The organism is Shimwellia pseudoproteus (genome assembly GCF_016415625.1).
GTDB classification, from domain to species: Bacteria; Pseudomonadota; Gammaproteobacteria; order Enterobacterales; family Enterobacteriaceae; genus Shimwellia; species Shimwellia pseudoproteus.
On sequence record NZ_WBXP01000039.1, the window covers coordinates 1 to 17,027 of the forward strand.

The 17,027-nt window shown below is 56.0% G+C and carries 16 protein-coding genes; 5 read left to right on the forward strand and 11 right to left on the reverse strand.

The features are described from left to right. Window positions 1-154: 154 nt before the first annotated feature. Window positions 155-661, reverse strand: coding sequence for a cupin domain-containing protein (locus F9C28_RS15125; RefSeq protein ID WP_199016179.1), 507 nt, complete (start codon window positions 659-661; stop codon window positions 155-157). Window positions 662-775: 114 nt separating this feature from the next. Between F9C28_RS15125 and zur the strand changes: the two genes are divergently transcribed. Further along, the gene (gene zur, locus F9C28_RS15130; RefSeq protein ID WP_199016180.1) at window positions 776-1,294 is read left to right on the forward strand and encodes a zinc uptake transcriptional repressor Zur; all 519 of its coding nucleotides are present in this window, start codon (window positions 776-778) and stop codon (window positions 1,292-1,294) included. A gap of 118 nt (window positions 1,295-1,412) precedes the next feature. On the opposite strand, the gene F9C28_RS15135 is transcribed toward zur, so the two are convergent. The 4 genes from F9C28_RS15135 to F9C28_RS15150 form a co-directional block, all read right to left on the reverse strand. After that, on the reverse strand, window positions 1,413-1,622 hold the full coding sequence (locus tag F9C28_RS15135) for a CsbD family protein (protein WP_199016181.1): 210 nt from the start codon (window positions 1,620-1,622) through the stop codon (window positions 1,413-1,415). Window positions 1,623-1,766: 144 nt separating this feature from the next. Further along, window positions 1,767-3,110, reverse strand: a complete 1,344-nt coding sequence (gene dinF, locus F9C28_RS15140) for an MATE family efflux transporter DinF (RefSeq protein WP_199016182.1) — start codon at window positions 3,108-3,110, stop codon at window positions 1,767-1,769. A 92-nt stretch (window positions 3,111-3,202) separates the two neighbouring features. Beyond that, a complete protein-coding gene (lexA, locus tag F9C28_RS15145) occupies window positions 3,203-3,814 on the reverse strand; it encodes a transcriptional repressor LexA (protein ID WP_199016183.1) in 612 nt (203 codons plus the stop codon). A gap of 108 nt (window positions 3,815-3,922) precedes the next feature. Beyond that, complete coding sequence (locus F9C28_RS15150; RefSeq protein WP_199016184.1) at window positions 3,923-4,291, reverse strand: diacylglycerol kinase; 369 nt, start codon at window positions 4,289-4,291, stop codon at window positions 3,923-3,925. A gap of 217 nt (window positions 4,292-4,508) precedes the next feature. On the opposite strand from F9C28_RS15150, the gene plsB reads away from it, so the two are divergent. Further along, window positions 4,509-6,926 (forward strand): glycerol-3-phosphate 1-O-acyltransferase PlsB, encoded by a 2,418-nt coding sequence (gene plsB, locus F9C28_RS15155; protein WP_199016185.1) that lies wholly within the window; start codon window positions 4,509-4,511, stop codon window positions 6,924-6,926. Window positions 6,927-7,000: 74 nt separating this feature from the next. Here the strand turns inward: plsB and ubiA are convergent, their stop codons facing one another. From ubiA to malK, 5 genes are all read right to left on the reverse strand, one after another. Then, window positions 7,001-7,873, reverse strand: a complete 873-nt coding sequence (gene ubiA / locus F9C28_RS15160; RefSeq protein WP_199016186.1) for a 4-hydroxybenzoate octaprenyltransferase — start codon at window positions 7,871-7,873, stop codon at window positions 7,001-7,003. Between the two features lie 12 nt (window positions 7,874-7,885). Beyond that, a complete protein-coding gene (gene ubiC, locus F9C28_RS15165) occupies window positions 7,886-8,389 on the reverse strand; it encodes a chorismate lyase (RefSeq protein ID WP_199016187.1) in 504 nt (167 codons plus the stop codon). A gap of 176 nt (window positions 8,390-8,565) precedes the next feature. Beyond that, entirely contained in the window at window positions 8,566-9,522 is a 957-nt protein-coding gene (malM, locus tag F9C28_RS15170; protein ID WP_199016188.1) for a maltose operon protein MalM, read from the reverse strand. 130 nt (window positions 9,523-9,652) lie between these two features. Beyond that, window positions 9,653-11,005, reverse strand: coding sequence for a maltoporin (locus tag F9C28_RS15175; RefSeq protein WP_199016189.1), 1,353 nt, complete (start codon window positions 11,003-11,005; stop codon window positions 9,653-9,655). A 42-nt stretch (window positions 11,006-11,047) separates the two neighbouring features. Then, window positions 11,048-12,157, reverse strand: coding sequence for a maltose/maltodextrin ABC transporter ATP-binding protein MalK (gene malK, locus F9C28_RS15180; protein ID WP_199016190.1), 1,110 nt, complete (start codon window positions 12,155-12,157; stop codon window positions 11,048-11,050). 467 nt (window positions 12,158-12,624) lie between these two features. Between malK and malE the strand changes: the two genes are divergently transcribed. The 3 genes from malE (at window position 12,625) to malG (ending at window position 16,348) form a co-directional block, all read left to right on the forward strand. Further along, window positions 12,625-13,815 carry a maltose/maltodextrin ABC transporter substrate-binding protein MalE gene (gene malE / locus F9C28_RS15185; RefSeq protein WP_199016191.1) on the forward strand — a complete coding sequence of 397 codons (1,191 nt, stop codon included), beginning with the start codon at window positions 12,625-12,627 and terminating at the stop codon, window positions 13,813-13,815. 66 nt (window positions 13,816-13,881) lie between these two features. Further along, complete coding sequence (malF, locus tag F9C28_RS15190; protein ID WP_199016192.1) at window positions 13,882-15,426, forward strand: maltose ABC transporter permease MalF; 1,545 nt, start codon at window positions 13,882-13,884, stop codon at window positions 15,424-15,426. 31 nt (window positions 15,427-15,457) lie between these two features. After that, window positions 15,458-16,348 (forward strand): maltose ABC transporter permease MalG, encoded by an 891-nt coding sequence (malG, locus tag F9C28_RS15195; protein ID WP_199016193.1) that lies wholly within the window; start codon window positions 15,458-15,460, stop codon window positions 16,346-16,348. A gap of 115 nt (window positions 16,349-16,463) precedes the next feature. Here malG and psiE read toward each other — a convergent pair whose 3' ends face one another. Then, window positions 16,464-16,877: a phosphate-starvation-inducible protein PsiE gene (psiE, locus tag F9C28_RS15200; RefSeq protein WP_199016194.1), complete on the reverse strand. Its 414-nt coding sequence runs from the start codon at window positions 16,875-16,877 to the stop codon at window positions 16,464-16,466. Window positions 16,878-17,027 lie beyond the last annotated feature (150 nt).

Genomic DNA, 17,027 nt, shown 5'->3' on the forward strand with positions numbered 1-17,027 from the left:
TCAGTAGCTGAACAGGAGGGACAGCTGATAGAAACAGAAGCCACTGGAGCACCTCAAAAACACCATCATACACTAAATCAGTAAGTTGGCAGCATCACCGAAATTAGCCCGGAAATTATCCACCGCCCGCGGTTATGCCCGGGGGCGGTGGCGGTTATTTTTTATTCATCTTTCTATCCGGCCCGGGCCTGCCATCGTGGGCGCCAAAAAACTGCGGCGGGTGATCCACCCAGCGATCGTTGCGGGTGGCCGCATAGCCGGGGTTTAGCGGGAAATAGGTGCGGTTATCCGGGTGGGGAGGCTCTTCCACCACCAGGAAGCACACATCCTGTTGGGTATTGTTCAGGAAGGTGTGACACAGGCCAGTACCCGGCGTGAAACCAACGCTGTCCCCCGGCACCAGTTCATGGAGGTAGCCGTTGACCCAAACCTGGGGATACCCCTCCAGCACGTAGATGTAGAGCTCATCGCTACTCTGGGCATAGGGGTAGGACGTACGGCGGCCCGGCGGCAAACGGATATGAGAGACCCCCAGGCGCCGTAAACCGACATGACGGGCAACCGGGGTACCAATCGCAAATTTTTCATCACTCCCGGGGTAGCCTGCGTTATCAGGCCCTTCCAGATCGTGCCAGTGCTTAATGTAATCTGGTCGCTTCATGCTGCCATCTCCCACCATGTCCGAAAAATAAGTATGGCAAAAATCGCGTTTGTCGGCGTTTTTCACAGCCTGTGATAAAGTAACGCTTTACCAGCAAAAAATATGAGGGTGCTGATGGACGCGACCACATCACAATATGTGCTGTCACAGGCTGAAAAACTGTGCGGGCAACGCAATGTACGCCTGACGCCCCAGCGTCTGGAGGTGTTACGTTTGATGACGCTCCAGACCGGTGCCATTAGCGCTTATGATCTGCTGGATCTGCTGCGGGCTTCCGAGCCCCAGGCCAAGCCACCCACCGTGTACCGGGCGCTGGATTTCTTACTGGAACAGGGTTTTGTCCACAAAGTGGAATCCACCAACAGCTATGTATTGTGCCATCTGTTTGATCAGCCTACGCATACTTCAGCCATGTTTATATGCGACCGTTGCGGTGTAGTAAAGGAAGAGTGCGCTGAAGGGGTGGAAGATATTATGCAGTCTCTGGCGGCAAAATCAGGGTTTGCGCTACACCATAATGTTATTGAGGCCCACGGGCTGTGCGCCGCTTGTGTGGAGGTAGAAACCTGCCGTCACCCGGAACACTGCGAGCATGACCATAGCGTTACGGTGAAAAAACGCGGGCGCGGATAAGCGCAGCACACATCGTTGGGGGATTATCGGGGCGAGGGTACCTCCTTGTACCGGTGGGAGCACTACACGCACAAACGCACAAACGCACTAACAGAGACTCATCAACATAGAAGGCGGATTACCAGCGGTAGTCATTACGGGTTGACCAGCTATCGACTTCCTTTTCCGCCTCATCTTTGGCATAACCGTAACGCTGCTGGATTTTCCCGACCAACTGGTCACGCTTACCTTCGATTACCGTCATATCGTCGTCAGTGAGTTTCCCCCACTGCTCTTTCACTTTCCCTTTGAATTGCTTCCAGTTACCGCCGAGTTCGTCTTTATTCATCTCAGGCACCTCTTGTATTGAGTGTGATATCCACTGTGCAGCAAGGTGGTCAGTGAGCATAAATCACGTCGCTCATGGTTAAAGCATAGACGGTCACACTGGCTTTCTGGAAAAAATAAGAATGATTAACCCCGTTACTGGCACTCATTCAACCGGCGAGCGCCCATCTACCGGGAACCAGCGGTTATGGCGCCACAACCGGCGCCATAACCAGCCCAGAGACAAGCCGCGCAGCGCCAGAAACACCATCAGCGCCAGCCACAAACCGTGGTTTCCCAGCCGGGGGATGGTCAGCAACGTTAGCGCAAAACCGGCGGCGGCAATGGCCATACTGTTGCGCATTTCCCGGCCCCGGGTGGCCCCGACGAACATCCCGTCCAGCAGATAGCACCATACCCCCACCAGCGGCAAGACGATTTGCCAGCCCAGGTATTCCCGCGCCAGCGCCCGCAGTGCCGTTATTGAGGTTAGCGCATCAATAATCGCACCGCCGCACAGGGCATAGACCAGGGCGAACCCCAGCGCCACCAGCCCCGCCTGGCGGCAGGCAGCCCGCCATACCGCCAGCAGCTGGCCGCGATCCCGCGCGCCGTAGGCCTGGCCGGAATGGGCCTCTACCGCGTAGGCAAAACCGTCCAGCGCGTAGGCGGTAAACGTCAGAAACGCCATTAACAGCGCGTTAACGGCGACAATCTCATTGCCCTGGCGCGCCCCCAGTACCGTGATCGAGGCAAAACAGACCTGGATCAACAACGATCGCAGCATAATATCGCGGTTTAGCGCCAGTAACCGGCCAACGTCCCCCCGCCAGGCCTGGCACAGCATGGCAGCGGTGATACCGCGCAGTTTCAGCACTTTCCAGGCCATCACCATACCGATAAGCAGGGTGGCGTATTCCGCTATCACCGTCGCCAGCGCTGCCCCCTGAACATTCATACCGGCCCCCACCACCAGCCAGAGATCGAGCACTATATTGAGGAGATTGCCCACCACCAGCAAGATAACCGGCGCCCGGGCATATTGCACCCCCAGCAGCCAGCCCAATAGCACCATATTAGCCAGTGAGGCCGGGGCGCTCAGCCAGCGGATATCGAGGAAACGGTGGGCCTGATGCAATACGGCATCACTGCCGCCCACCAGATGCAGGGACAGGGTAATAAGTGGGGTGCGGAAAAGCAGAATGGCAATGCCCGCCACCAGCGCAATCAATAGCGGCTGGGCCAGTGCCCTGGCCAGTGCCACCGGGTCCCGGGCGCCATAGGCCTGGGCGGTGAGGCCGGTGGTACTCATGCGCAGAAACAGCAATAGCATAAACAGGAAGCTGGTCACCGTGGCGCCAATAGCAACCCCACCCAGATAGTCAGCGCTATCAAGATGACCAATAACGGCGGTATCCACCAGCCCCAGGAGCGGCACGGTGACGTTGGAAAAGATCATTGGCAGGGCAAGACGCCACAGTGCCCGATCAGCAGTGGTGAAGAAACCCATGAAATACCCGGAAGAGAAGATTGCAGGTCGATGACACCGTGATGCGCGGCGGCATCACGGTAAACGCACTCAGCCGCACAGGGCGGGGAAAATTACAGCCATTCCCCGTTGCGGATAACCCCAACAGCCAGGCCTTCGATAGTGAAGTTTTGTTCACGCAAATCCACCACGATAGGGGTAAATTCGCTGTTTTCCGGCAGCAGATGCACAATATTACCCAGTTTTTTCAGGCGTTTTACCGTCACTTCATCATCGATACGCGCCACGATCACCTGGCCGTTGCGGGCTTCCTGGGTTTTGTGTACCGCCAGCAGGTCACCATCCATAATGCCGATGTCTTTCATCGACATCCCGCTGACCCGCAGCAGAAAATCGGCGTTCGGTTTGAAGAGCAGCGGATCGACCTGGTAGTGGCCTTCGATATGTTGCTGAGCAAGCAGCGGTTCCCCGGCGGCCACGCGGCCCACCAGCGGTAACCCCTCTTCTTCCTCTTCCTGCAACAGGCGAATGCCGCGGGATGCGCCGGAAACGATCTCAATGGCCCCTTTACGGGCCAGCGCTTTCAGGTGCTCTTCCGCGGCATTAGGAGAACGGAACCCCAGGCGCTGCGCGATTTCAGCACGCGTAGGCGGCATGCCGGTCTGGCTGATGTGATCCCGAATGAGATCAAACACCTCTTGCTGCCTGGTTGTTAATGCTTTCATTCCGCCCCCTGGGTGTATATACAGTTATGCTGTGAGTATATACAGTCTCCGGTGATTTTGGAACCACATTTCGAGCAAAAAACCAGGCACTTACTGGTTTCTGAAGGCTTATCGAAAATGTTGCCAGAGCAGGGTTGCCCAGATAAAAAATGCCAGCAACAGGGCAAACAGGACCGCCGCAGAGGCCATATCCTTCGCCCGCCCGGACAGTTCATGGTGTTCACTGCCAATACGATCGACAACTGCTTCAATGGCGCTGTTGAGGATCTCAACGATCATCACCAATACCAGAGAGCCAATCATCAGGATCCGGGCTACCGGGTCAACATCCAGCCAGCAGGCCGCAATGATCCCTACCAGGGCCAGTAGCCCTTCCTGACGGAAAGCCGCTTCGTTGATCCACGCGGCCCGAATCCCCTTCCATGAATAACCTGCTGCTTTGATTATCCGGTTAATACCTGTGGTGCTGTTTGACATGAAAATACCTTATGAAAGAAAGAGCCCGTCATCGGGCGCCGATTATATACCGCGAAAGTTTCTATTTAATACAGCCTGTTGCAGACAAGCGCTTGCCCTAAATCCTCGCCAGCGCGCGGGCGAGGAAAAGTGAATCACGGCGACACAGAAATTAAACGCATTTTCTGATATTCTTGCTGCGCATTTGCATGATTAACCCAGAGGCTTTACATCATTTATGTCAGGCTGGCCAAGCATTTACTATAAACTCCTGAATTTACCATTAAGTCTAATGGTAAAAAGCAAATCTATTCCGGCAGATCCGGCTCCTGAGCTGGGCCTGGATACCTCGCGCCCAATTATGTATGTGCTGCCTTATAATTCCAAGGCAGACCTACTCACCCTGCGCGCGCAGTGCCTGGCCCATGAACTTCCGGACCCGCTCGAACCACTGGAAATAGACGGCACCGAATTACCGCGCTATGTCTTTGTACACGGCGGCCCGCGTGTCTTTAACTATTACACGCCGAAAGAAGAAACCATCAAGCTGTTCCATCAGTATCTGGACCTGCACCGGGCCAATCCCGAGCTGGATGTCCAGCTGGTGCCGGTCTCCGTGATGTTCGGCCGTTCACCGGGCCGGGAGAAAGGCGAGCTGAACCCGCCGCTGCGGATGCTCAACGGTATCCAGAAATTCTCGGCGGTATTCTGGCTGGGGCGCGATAGCTTTGTGCGTTTCTCCCCGCCGGTCTCTCTGCGCTGGATGGCAACAGAACACGGCACCGATAAAACCATTGCCCAGAAACTGGCCCGGGTGGCGCGCATCCATTTTGCCCGCCAGCGTCTCGCCGCTGTCGGCCCGCGTTTACCGGTACGCCAGGACTTGTTCAATAAGCTACTGGCCTCCAAAGCCATTGCCAAAGCCGTGGAAGATGAAGCCCGCAGCAAGAAAATCTCCCATGAGAAAGCCCAGCAAAATGCCGTGGCCCTGATGGAAGAGATTGCGGCGAACTTCTCCTACGAAGCCATTCGGATGAGTGACCGTATCCTCGGCTTCACCTGGAACCGGTTATATCAGGGCATTAATGTTCATAATGCTGAGCGGGTTCGCCAGTTGGCCCACGAAGGCCACGAACTGGTCTATGTGCCCTGCCACCGCAGCCATATGGACTACTTACTGCTCTCTTATGTGCTGTACCACCAGGGGCTGGTGCCGCCGCATATTGCCGCCGGTATCAACCTGAACTTCTGGCCCGCCGGGCCGATTTTCCGCCGCCTGGGCGCGTTCTTTATCCGCCGTACCTTTAAGGGCAATAAACTGTACTCTACGGTGTTCCGCGAATACCTGGGTGAGCTGTTTACCCGCGGCTATTCGGTGGAATACTTCGTTGAGGGTGGCCGTTCCCGCACCGGGCGGTTGCTGGATCCGAAGACCGGCACCCTGTCGATGACCATCCAGGCGATGCTGCGCGGCGGTTCGCGCCCTATCACGCTGGTGCCGATTTACATCGGCTACGAGCATGTAATGGAAGTGGGTACCTACGCCAAAGAACTGCGCGGCGCCACCAAGGAAAAAGAAGGCTTTATGCAGATGGTGCGCGGCCTGAGCAAGCTGCGTAACCTGGGCCAGGGCTATGTTAACTTTGGCGAGCCCCTGCCGCTGATGAGCTTCCTCAACCAGCATGTTCCCGAGTGGCGCGAGTCTATCGATCCGATTGAAGCCGTGCGCCCGGCCTGGCTGACCCCCACGGTGAATACCATCGCCAATACCCTGATGACGCGGATTAACAACGCCGGGGCGGCGAATGCCATGAACCTGTGCTGTACTGCGCTACTGGCGTCCCGCCAGCGTTCGCTGACCCGTGAGCAGTTAACCACCCAGCTGGATTGCTATCTGGCGCTGATGCGTAACGTGCCTTATGACAAGGACACCACGACCCCGGCGCTGACCAGTGAGGCGCTGATTGACCACGCGCTGCAGATGAACAAGTTCGAGGTGGAAAAAGACACCATCGGGGACATTATTATTCTGCCCCGGGAACAGGCCGTGCTGATGACGTACTACCGTAACAACATCATGCATATGCTGATCCTGCCTTCCCTGCTGGCGGCCATTATCACCCAGCACCGTAAGATATCGCGTACCGAGCTGCTGCGCCAGGTGGAAGTGCTGTACCCGATGCTCAAAGCCGAGCTGTTCCTGCGCTGGGATAGCCGTGAATTGCCGGGGGTTGTCGACCAGTTGCTCGCCGAGCTGGCGCGCCAGGAGCTGATTACCATTGATGGCGATATGCTGAACGTCACCCCGCCGCACTCCAGAACCTTACAGTTGCTGGCGGCCGGAGCCCGGGAAACCGTCCAACGTTATGCGATAACCTTCTGGTTGCTGAGCGCTAACCCGTCGATTAACCGCGGCACACTGGAAAAAGAGAGCCGTACCCTGGCCCAGCGTTTGTCCGTGTTGCACGGGATTAACACGCCAGAGTTCTTCGATAAAGCCGTGTTCTCTTCACTGGTATTGACCCTGCGTGATGAAGGCTATATCAGCGACACCGGTGATGCCGAGCCGGAAGAAACCATGAAGGTTTATCAGATGCTGGCTGACCTGGTGATGCCGGATGTCCGGCTGACCATCGAAAGCGGCGCCGCAGATTAATAGCCGATCGCTTGAGCTAAAAAAAACAGGCGGGAGATAATCCCGCCTGTTTTTTTATCTGCATGATATGGCAATCAGAAGTGCAGGTAGCTCAGCACCAGGCCAATAAACAGTACCAGCCCCACATAGTTATTGTTCATAAACGCTTTGAAGCAGGGCCCGCGTTCGCGCCCGGCAATCAGCTTTTGCTGATGCACAAACAGCGCACCAGCCAGCAGAATCGACCAGTAGAACGCCGCGCCCAGACCATTAAGCCAGCCAATCAGCGCCATCAGCCCCAGCACCACCAGCTGCAGTATCCCGATGATCAGCTTGTCAAAGCGGCCAAACAGAATCGCCGTCGATTTCACGCCGATCTTCAGATCATCATCGCGGTCCACCATGGCGTACTGGGTATCGTAGGCCACCGCCCAGCAGATATTGGCGAGGAACATCAGCCAGCAGGTCAGCGGCACCGACTCACTGACCGCCGCAAAGGCCATCGGGATAGACCAGCCAAAAGCCGCCCCCAGCACCACCTGAGGCAAGTGGGTGTAGCGCTTCATAAACGGATAGACCCAGGCCAGAGCCAGCCCCGCGACGGAGAGCAAAATGGTCATCTTATTCAGGGTGAGCACCAGCAGGAACGACAGTACCACCAGCACCGCAAACAGCATGCGCGCCTCTTTACCGGTCACCGCGCCGCTGGGTAGCGGCCGGTTAGCGGTGCGTTTTACGTGGCCGTCAAATTTACGATCCGCATAGTCATTCACCACGCAACCGGCGGCGCGCATCAGCCACACGCCAGCCACAAACACCGCCAGAATACCCAGCGGCGGCGCACCGGGGGTGGCCATCCACAGTGCCCATAATGTTGGCCAGAGCAGTAATAGCGCACCAATCGGCTTATCGGTACGCATCAGCCGGTGATAAGCCAGCAGCTTGCTCTGCTTCAGACTCCACTCCATTTCTCTTCCTCTTTAATACACAGGCGCAGCCGGCAGAAACAGCTCGGTCAGCAATAACGGTTTTCCCGACAGGCGCAGGCGGGAGCGTCGCCCCCATAATCCGGCATTCTGGCCTGTCTGAATAAAATCTCTGGTCAGGGTTGATGAGGCAAACAGATACCGCCCCAGCGGGGTCTCCCCCAGTTGCTGCAGGGCCAGCTCCGGGCCGTTCAGGGTCGACAGCGGCACCAGAGTGCGCCCGACCAGCCAGGGCTCACCGTCGCCACAGAGCAGAACCTCCCGCAGCCAGTATTGTGGCTCTGCGGGCAACAGCGGCCGCTCATCATCGGTCATTTCGTGCTGGCCGACAAACCCTTCCCGCAGGATTACCACGCTGACACGCTGGCAATAGCCTTCGAAGCGTTTGGTCATGGAGTCTTCCAGTAACAGCCAGTCGAGAAGCTCCGGGCTTAACGTTGCGGGGATCGAATCAAAATAGTGCAGCCCATAGAGCTGAGCCAGCGCAGGATGAGACATAATACCTCTCCGGGGTTATACCTGGCAGCATTGTAACGCAGAAGCACAGCGACGTGGTGAAGAATACCGGCGGGGATAAGCATAAAAGCAACAATAGCGCAACATCTGTGCGCAGGGCATAAAAAAGGTGCGCCGTAGCGCACCAGTACCGCAAACATCAGCAATGCGGGGAGAACTTACCCCTTGCCTTTTACACTGCTGATAAAAGTAGTGCGGGCAGACTTAGAGCCCAGCCGCTCGGCTTCATTCAGCAGTTTCAGCGCCTTGTCGATATCGCCTTTGGCAGCAGCCTCTTTGATTGCCTTATTGAAGTAACTTTCCGTATCGCTCAGCATCGGTTCGCTTTTCGCGGCCGGCGCAGGCGCTGCGGCGACCGCAGCCGCCGGTGCCGCGGCAGATGCCGCAACCGGGGCTGCAACCGCGGCGGTATTGCCCACGGTCACCGGGCTGGCGCTATTTGATGAACCAAACAGCGGCCCCACCAGGATGCTGGAAGAGGAGTTGGTGCTCACTTTCAGCTTCAGCGTCCCTTCCGTGCCGTGGCGGGCAATGGGGTCCGGGATATCCGGTACCGCATTACCCACGCCTTTGGCGTAAGCTTTGGCCGGGTCCAGCAAGGTGGTGGTGTTCTGGGTATCCCGCGGGGTGGTAAAGACCAGCACATAGAGTTTTTGCTGGCCCAGCGCCGGGGTCAGCTTCATCACGCCTTCCAGGCGGTCCGCAGAGATCGCGCCCGGTGCCTGGTAGGTAAAATAACTGCTCGGGAAATAGGCCGAGGGGGTCATATTCTGGTCAAGGATCAGCACATTGGGTGCGAAGGCCAGATTATTTTTGATTTCACTGCTCAGGGTCAGGGTCAGCTCACCGATATTGCCCGGCACGCTGTAGGCCGCCACCGGCCCGGTAATACCGGCCACATCCAGGCGCTGCCCGCCCGTGGCCAGGGAGGTGGTCTGGGTTTTGGATTGCAGCACCGGCGTCCAGACCAGCTGCTGTAGCGCCGCCTGCGGGATAGCCGGCGCGCTGGAGACATCCTGAGGAACAATATTAACGTCCGCCAGGGAGACCGCAGGGACACTGGCAAACAGCCCTGCACTCAGGCAGAGCGCAATCAACGTTCTATTCATTTTCATTGTTATTACCTCACTGGAACAATAAAGCGCTACCAGGCAATAGCGCGCTTTATCAAAACGGGTATTCGGTATGGCTGATACCGGAGAGGCGGGACACGCCCCTCCGGGTGGTTATGATGTTAACCGGCGATTACCACCAGATTTCCATCTGGGCGCCGAAGCTCCACTCGTCGTCGTTACCGCGGCTGGTGCTGAAGAAGCCGTTACCAGAGGTATCACGGACAGCGGCATTGCTGACATAAGATGTGCCGCCCTGGTCATATTTGGCATAGCCCCAGTCTTCGTTCCATTTGGCATAGGTGGCGAAGACACGGATTGCCGGACGGGACCAGATGCTGTCACCGGCCTGCCACTGCTGGGCCAGGGTGATTTTGTACTGGTTGTTGTTTTCTTTGGTTTCCTGGGATTTGACATTGTCATAGCCCACTTCCAGCAGGGTGCTCATAATAGGTGTCCATTTGAACATCGGGCGCACACCCACAGTCCACCACTCGGTACCCTGGCCGCTGTCCAGGTTGGTGTTCTGGTACATTGCTACGTACATCAGGACCCAGCGGTCTGCCAGCGAGATGGCACCGTGGTCCAGCACGCGGAACATATAACCGTCGTTATTGATATTCTGGCGGGCAAAAGACAAGTCTTCGTTGGAGTTAAAATAAGACCCCTGTGACAGCCCTTTACCCTGCGTGGTCATAGAGTCAGTAGCGTACTGCAGCACCAACTTGTTATAACCTTTCAGCATGCTCTGGGTATGTTCCGCCGTGAACATCCAGCCGTTTTTAGAGGCGTTATCCGCCAGGTGATATTTGTCAGTGTAGTTAGCGCGACCGTAGTCAACGCCCAGCTCCAGCACGCCGTCAGGGTTCGTTTCCAGGCCGGCTAAACGCACGTCAAAGGTGTCGTTCGCGGTGTCTTTGGTTTCTTTGTAAGTGTGGTCATTACGGAAGCTGGTAGAGCCGCCCGCTTCCTGAGAACGGGTTGCGGCCAGAGACAGTTTACCAAAGCCCAGATCGATATTTTCGATACCCGCACCAGGACCAGAAATATCCCAGTAGTAGAAGTCGATCATATGGACGTCATGACGCTGGTAGAAGCGTTTACCGGCCCAGATGGTGGAGCCTGGCAGCCACTCGATCAGGTTTTTACCCTGAACGTTGGCCTCACGGAAGGCCGGATCGGTCCCTTCCCAGTCGTTCTGCTGAGCCACGGAGTAAGCAACGTTAGTATCGAAATAGAAGCTTTTATCGCCCTCTTTCCATACTTCCTGGCCCAGTTTTAATTCAGCGTAGGTCTCACATTCGTTACCGAGACGGTATTTACTTTGAGCACCTGTTGCCTGGAAACATTGTTGCTCACCGCCACTGCCTGTCCAGCCGATACCGGAACGTGCATACCCATGGAAGTCAACGGCCATTGCCTGAGCAGACATAATGCCCGCTGCGACGGCGAGAGCCACCGGAAGTTTGCGCAGAGTAATCATCAATCTATCTCCTGAAATGATTAGTTTTTTTTGTTATCTGACTGCTTATACACCTGGCTCTTTGTGTAGCCGACGGCAGGCAGTACCATCCTCGCGGAACAGATGGCAACGCTCCGGCGGCAAGCCGATGGCGAATGTGGCCCCCTCATCTACCAGCACAACATCACTCTGGCGATAGACCAGGTTCTGGCGAATGGCGGGGATTTGAATATGAATTTGGGTTTCGTTACCGAGCTGCTCGACCACCTGCACGTCACCTTCGAGGGTGACATCGGCAATATCGCTGGGTAACAAGTGCTCCGGGCGAATGCCAAGAGACATGTTTGCGCCAACCTGAACATGGGCGCTGTCCACCGGCAGCCAGACGTGCTGGCGGTTCGGCAGTTCCACCTGCACCTGATCAATGGCGGTGGCGGTCACTTTTACCGGCAGGAAGTTCATCTTCGGCGAGCCGATAAACCCGGCCACAAACCGATCCGCCGGATAGTGATAAAGCTCCAGTGGTTTCCCCACCTGGGCCACGCGCCCGGCATCCAGCACCACAATTTTGTCGGCCAGGGTCATGGCTTCGACCTGATCATGGGTGACGTAAATCATGGTGCGCTTGAGGCGTTTATGGAGGCGGGAAATTTCGATACGCATCTGGACACGCAGTGCCGCATCGAGGTTAGAAAGGGGTTCATCCAGCAGGAAAACATCCGGCTCCGCCACCAGCGTCCGGCCAATGGCAACGCGCTGGCGCTGGCCGCCGGACAGCGCTTTCGGGCGCCGATCCAGTAAATGGGCCAGTTGCAAAACTTCAGAAACCTGGTTCACCCGGTGGGTGATAAGATCTTTTTTCGCCCCGGCCAGTTTCAGGCCAAATGACATATTTTCCGCTACGCTAAGATGTGGATAAAGCGCGTAAGACTGGAACACCATCCCCACGCCACGCTCAGCGGGAGGAACATCATTCATGCGGGTTTCACCAATGAACAGGTCACCACTGGTAATGGTTTCCAGGCCTGCGATCATGCGCAGCAATGTCGATTTGCCACATCCAGAGGGGCCAACGAAGACCACGAACTCCCCGGCTTCAATAGTCAGGTTGATGTCTTTTGACACCACCACATCCCCCCAGGCCTTCGTGACTTTTTTCAGCTGCACGCTCGACATCGCACTCTCCCTTACACCACAACAGCCACCTGACACAGGTGAAACCAGATGTGTCGAACTATGCGATATTGATGCTAATCGTAAATCCTCCACCCTTTGCTTTTTTATGGGGGAGGAGGCGGGAGGATGAGGTAGCGGGATTTACCCGGTGGGTTGGGCATTTCGGGCGATTTTCGTGATCGCTGAGTCAAAATTCGCCCTATTTTTTTGTGCGCTGGTGCACAGATTCCCCAAGGTTGTAACAGAGATCACATCTGAACCCCCAGGGGCGTAGAACCCAGGAGGATGAGAAGTGGTTGCCTGATAAGCAGACTGCTGCATGTAACGCCATTCACCTTTGTATCCACACCTCCCTTTCAGTTTCAGGAGGCAGGAAGGCAGTCACTGACCGCCGCACCACGCACCAGCAACGGCACCTGCGCCAGAAGATGAAAGGTATACATAATGACCAAAAGGATGGACTGACTATGAATATCAAAACCGGCGCACGGGTTCTCGCGTTATCTGCATTGACCACCATGCTGTTTTCCGCATCAGCACTTGCCAAGATAGAGGAAGGCAAACTGGTCATCTGGATCAACGGTGACAAAGGCTATAACGGCCTGGCCGAAGTAGGTAAAAAGTTCGAGAAAGACACCGGTATTAAGGTGTCTGTTGAGCACCCGGATAAGCTGGAAGAGAAATTCCCGCAGGTTGCTGCCACTGGCGATGGCCCGGACATTATTTTCTGGGCACATGACCGTTTTGGCGGCTATGCGCAGTCCGGCCTGCTGGCCGAGATCACCCCGGATAAAACCTTCCAGGACAAACTCTACCCGTTCACCTGGGACGCCGTGCGCTTTAACGGCAAGCTGATTGCCTACCCGGTCGCGGTAGAAGCCTTATCCCTGATTTATAACAAAGACCTGGTCGCCAACCCGCCGAAAACCTGGGAAGAGATCCCGGCGCTGGATAAAGAACTGAAAGCCAAAGGCAAGAGCGCGCTGATGTTTAACCTCCAGGAACCGTACTTCACCTGGCCTATCATTGCCGCAGACGGGGGCTATGCCTTCAAACTGGAAAACGGCAAATATGATGTCAAAGATGTTGGCGTCAATAGCCCGGGAGCAAAAGCGGGCCTCGGCTTCCTGGTTGATTTGATTAAAAACAAACACATGAATGCCGATACCGACTACTCCATCGCCGAGGCCGCCTTTAATAAAGGCCAAACCGCCATGACGATTAACGGTCCCTGGGCGTGGTCCAACATTGATAAGAGCAAAGTGAACTATGGCGTGACCCTGCTGCCGACCTTTAAAGGCCAGGCGTCAAAACCGTTCGTTGGGGTACTGAGCGCCGGTATCAACGCCGCCAGCCCGAATAAAGAACTGGCCAAAGAATTCCTCGAAAACTACCTGATGACCAACGACGGTTTGTCCGCAGTGAACAAAGACAAACCGCTGGGTGCTGTTGCGCTGAAATCGTTCCAGGAGCAACTGGAGAAAGACCCGCGCATTGCCGCTACCATGGCTAACGCCCAGAAAGGCGAAATTATGCCGAACATCCCGCAGATGTCGGCCTTCTGGTACGCCGTACGTACCGCTGTGATTAACGCCGTAACGGGCCGTCAGTCGGTAGATGCCGCCCTGAAAGATGCCCACGACCGTATCGTGAAGTAAGACCCTGCGCGGCGGGGTAACCCCTGCCGCGTCACTATTTGTACCGTTGTCGTAGAGGGATACCCCATGGATGTGACGAGAAAAAACCACTGGTGGAACAGTGAAGCAATAAAGTGGTCGGTTATTGGTTTACTCAGCCTGCTGGTTGGCTACCTTATTGTTGTGATGTACGCCCAGGGGGAGTACCTGTTCGCCATTATGACGCTTATCCTCAGCGCCACCGGTCTGTATATTTTTGCCAATCGCAAAGCCTATGCCTGGCGTTATGTTTACCCGGGTCTGGCCGGGATGGGGCTGTTTGTCCTGTTCCCGCTGGTTTGCACCATTGCCATTGCGTTTACCAACTACAGCAGCACCAACCAGCTGACCTTCGAACGTGCTCAGGAAGTCTTAATGAGCCGTCAGTATCAGGCTGGTGCCACCTACCCGTTCGCGCTGTATGCCGATGGGGATAAATGGCAACTGGCCCTGACCGATAACGCCAGCGGTAAATTTTACCTCTCCGCCCCCTTTACCCTCGGGGGAGAGCAACACCTGTCCCTGCAACAGGCCGATGCCCTGCCCGCCGGTGATGCCGCCAACTTGCGGGTCATCACCCAGAACCGCCAGGCCCTGAACCAGTTAACCGCCGAGCTACCCAGCCACGACCAGGTGGTGATGAGCTCCCTGCGCCAGTTCTCCGGCACCCGGGCGCTCTATGCCCTGGATACCGACAGTACGCTTATCAACAATCAGACCGGCACCCAATACCGCCCTAACCCGCATATCGGCTTTTATGAGTCGGTCAATGCCGACGGTAGCTGGGCCGGTGAAAAACTCAGCCCCGGGTATACCGTGAGCATTGGCTGGGATAACTTTTTACGCGTCTTCACCGATGAGGGCATCCAGAAACCGTTCTTCGCTATCTTCGTCTGGACGGTAGTCTTTGCCGCCCTGACCGTTGTGCTGACTGTGGCGGTGGGGATGGTGCTGGCGTGTCTGGTGCAGTGGGAAGCGCTGAAAGGCAAGGCCCTGTATCGGGTGCTGCTGATCCTGCCGTATGCCGTACCGTCGTTTATTTCTATTCTGATTTTTAAGGGGCTGTTCAACCAGAGCTTCGGTGAAATCAACATGATGCTCAGTGCGCTGTTTGGCATCAAACCCGCCTGGTTTAGCGACCCTACCACCTCCCGGGCGATGATTATCATCGTCAATACCTGGCTGGGCTACCCGTACATGATGATCCTGTGCATGGGGCTGTTAAAAGCCATCCCGGATGATTTGTATGAAGCCTCAGCAATGGACGGCGCCAGCCCGCTGCAGAACTTCTTTAAAATCACCCTGCCGCTGCTGATCAAACCGCTAACCCCGCTGATGATTGCCAGTTTCGCGTTTAACTTTAACAACTTCGTGTTAATCCAGCTGTTAACCAACGGCGGCCCGGACCGGCTGGGGACCACCACCCCGGCGGGATATACCGACCTGCTGGTGAGCTACACCTACCGAATCGCCTTTGAGGGCGGCGGCGGCCAGGACTTTGGCCTGGCGGCAGCCATTGCCACCCTGATCTTCTTGTTGGTGGGCGCCCTGGCCATCATCAACCTGAAAGCCACCCGAATGAAGTTTGATTAAGCCCGCGACCATACAAAGGAGTTTGCAGATTATGGCTATGGTTCAACCTAAATCACAGAAAATGCGGCTGTTTATCACGCATCTGTTATTGCTGTTGTTCATCGCGGCAATCATGTTCCCGCTGCTGATGGTGATTGCTATCTCACTGCGTCCGGGTAACTTCGCGACCGGCAGCATTATTCCCGACCAGGTCTCCTGGGAGCACTGGCGTCTGGCGCTGGGGTTCAGCGTCGAACACGCCGATGGCCGGGTCACCCCGCCCCCTTTCCCGGTACTGCTGTGGCTGTGGAACTCAATAAAAATTGCCGGGATCACCGCCATTGGTATTGTGACGCTCTCCACCACCTGCGCCTACGCCTTTGCCCGTATGCGCTTCCCCGGTAAAGCCACGCTGCTGAAAGGGATGTTGATTTTTCAGATGTTCCCGGCGGTGCTTTCGCTGGTGGCGCTATACGCGTTGTTTGACCGCCTCGGCCAGTACATTCCGTTTATCGGCCTGAATACCCACGGCGGGGTGATTTTTGCTTATCTGGGGGGGATTGCCCTGCACGTCTGGACCATCAAAGGCTACTTTGAAACTATCGACGGCTCGCTGGAGGAAGCGGCGTCCCTGGACGGGGCGACCCCGTGGCAGGCATTCCGTCTGGTGCTGTTACCGCTGTCGGTGCCGATTCTGGCGGTGGTGTTTATCCTGTCGTTTATTGCCGCGATTACCGAAGTGCCGGTGGCCTCGCTGTTACTGCGCGATGTCAACAGCTACACCCTGGCCGTTGGTATGCAGCAGTACCTTAACCCGCAAAACTATCTGTGGGGCGACTTTGCCGCCGCCGCAGTGCTCTCTGCCATTCCGATCACCGCCGTATTCCTGCTAGCCCAGCGCTGGCTGGTGGGCGGCCTGACGGCGGGGGGCGTAAAAGGATAACTTGCTACCACTGCATGTTATTACCCAACTGGTTCTTACCTGTGAAGAACATTTGGCGGCCTCCAGGGCCGCCTTTTTTTATGCCCCACCGTGGGGAAATATGGCCGGAGAGGGCCTATTCCCGCTTCAGGCGCTGGCTATTACAGATCCACAACGTAATCACCAGCAGCAGAATCGCCGCCGAGTAGATCAACACATCAATCGGCGAGCTGTGATCGATAATTATCAGCCGCACAATGGCGGTAATACCGATATAAACGAAATAGCGCAGCGGGAAATGAAAGCCCGACTGAAAATACTTCACAATCAGGGCGATAAATTCGAAATAGAGGAAGTAAACCACCAGCCCTTCCACCAGCTGATATTTACTGGACTGCTCGCTGGGATCAAACAGCACATCGGCAAGATGCAGCGTTTCTTTACCGAGGAAAATCACCAAAATCAGCGCCAGCACCGCCAGGCCGATATTCAGCACAGATTGCAATATGGTAGAGACCAGCTCTACCCGTGGGCGGGATGTCGACGTCATACGGCACCTCATGCCTGTTGAATGAGCATTCTGTATACGTCAAAAATGTGATCCAGATCTACATTTTTTACGAAAACTCACACCGGAGCGGCAAAAGGGAGAAGAAACAACTGGGGAAAACAGCGCCGCCCGGTCAGGCGGCGCTCAGCG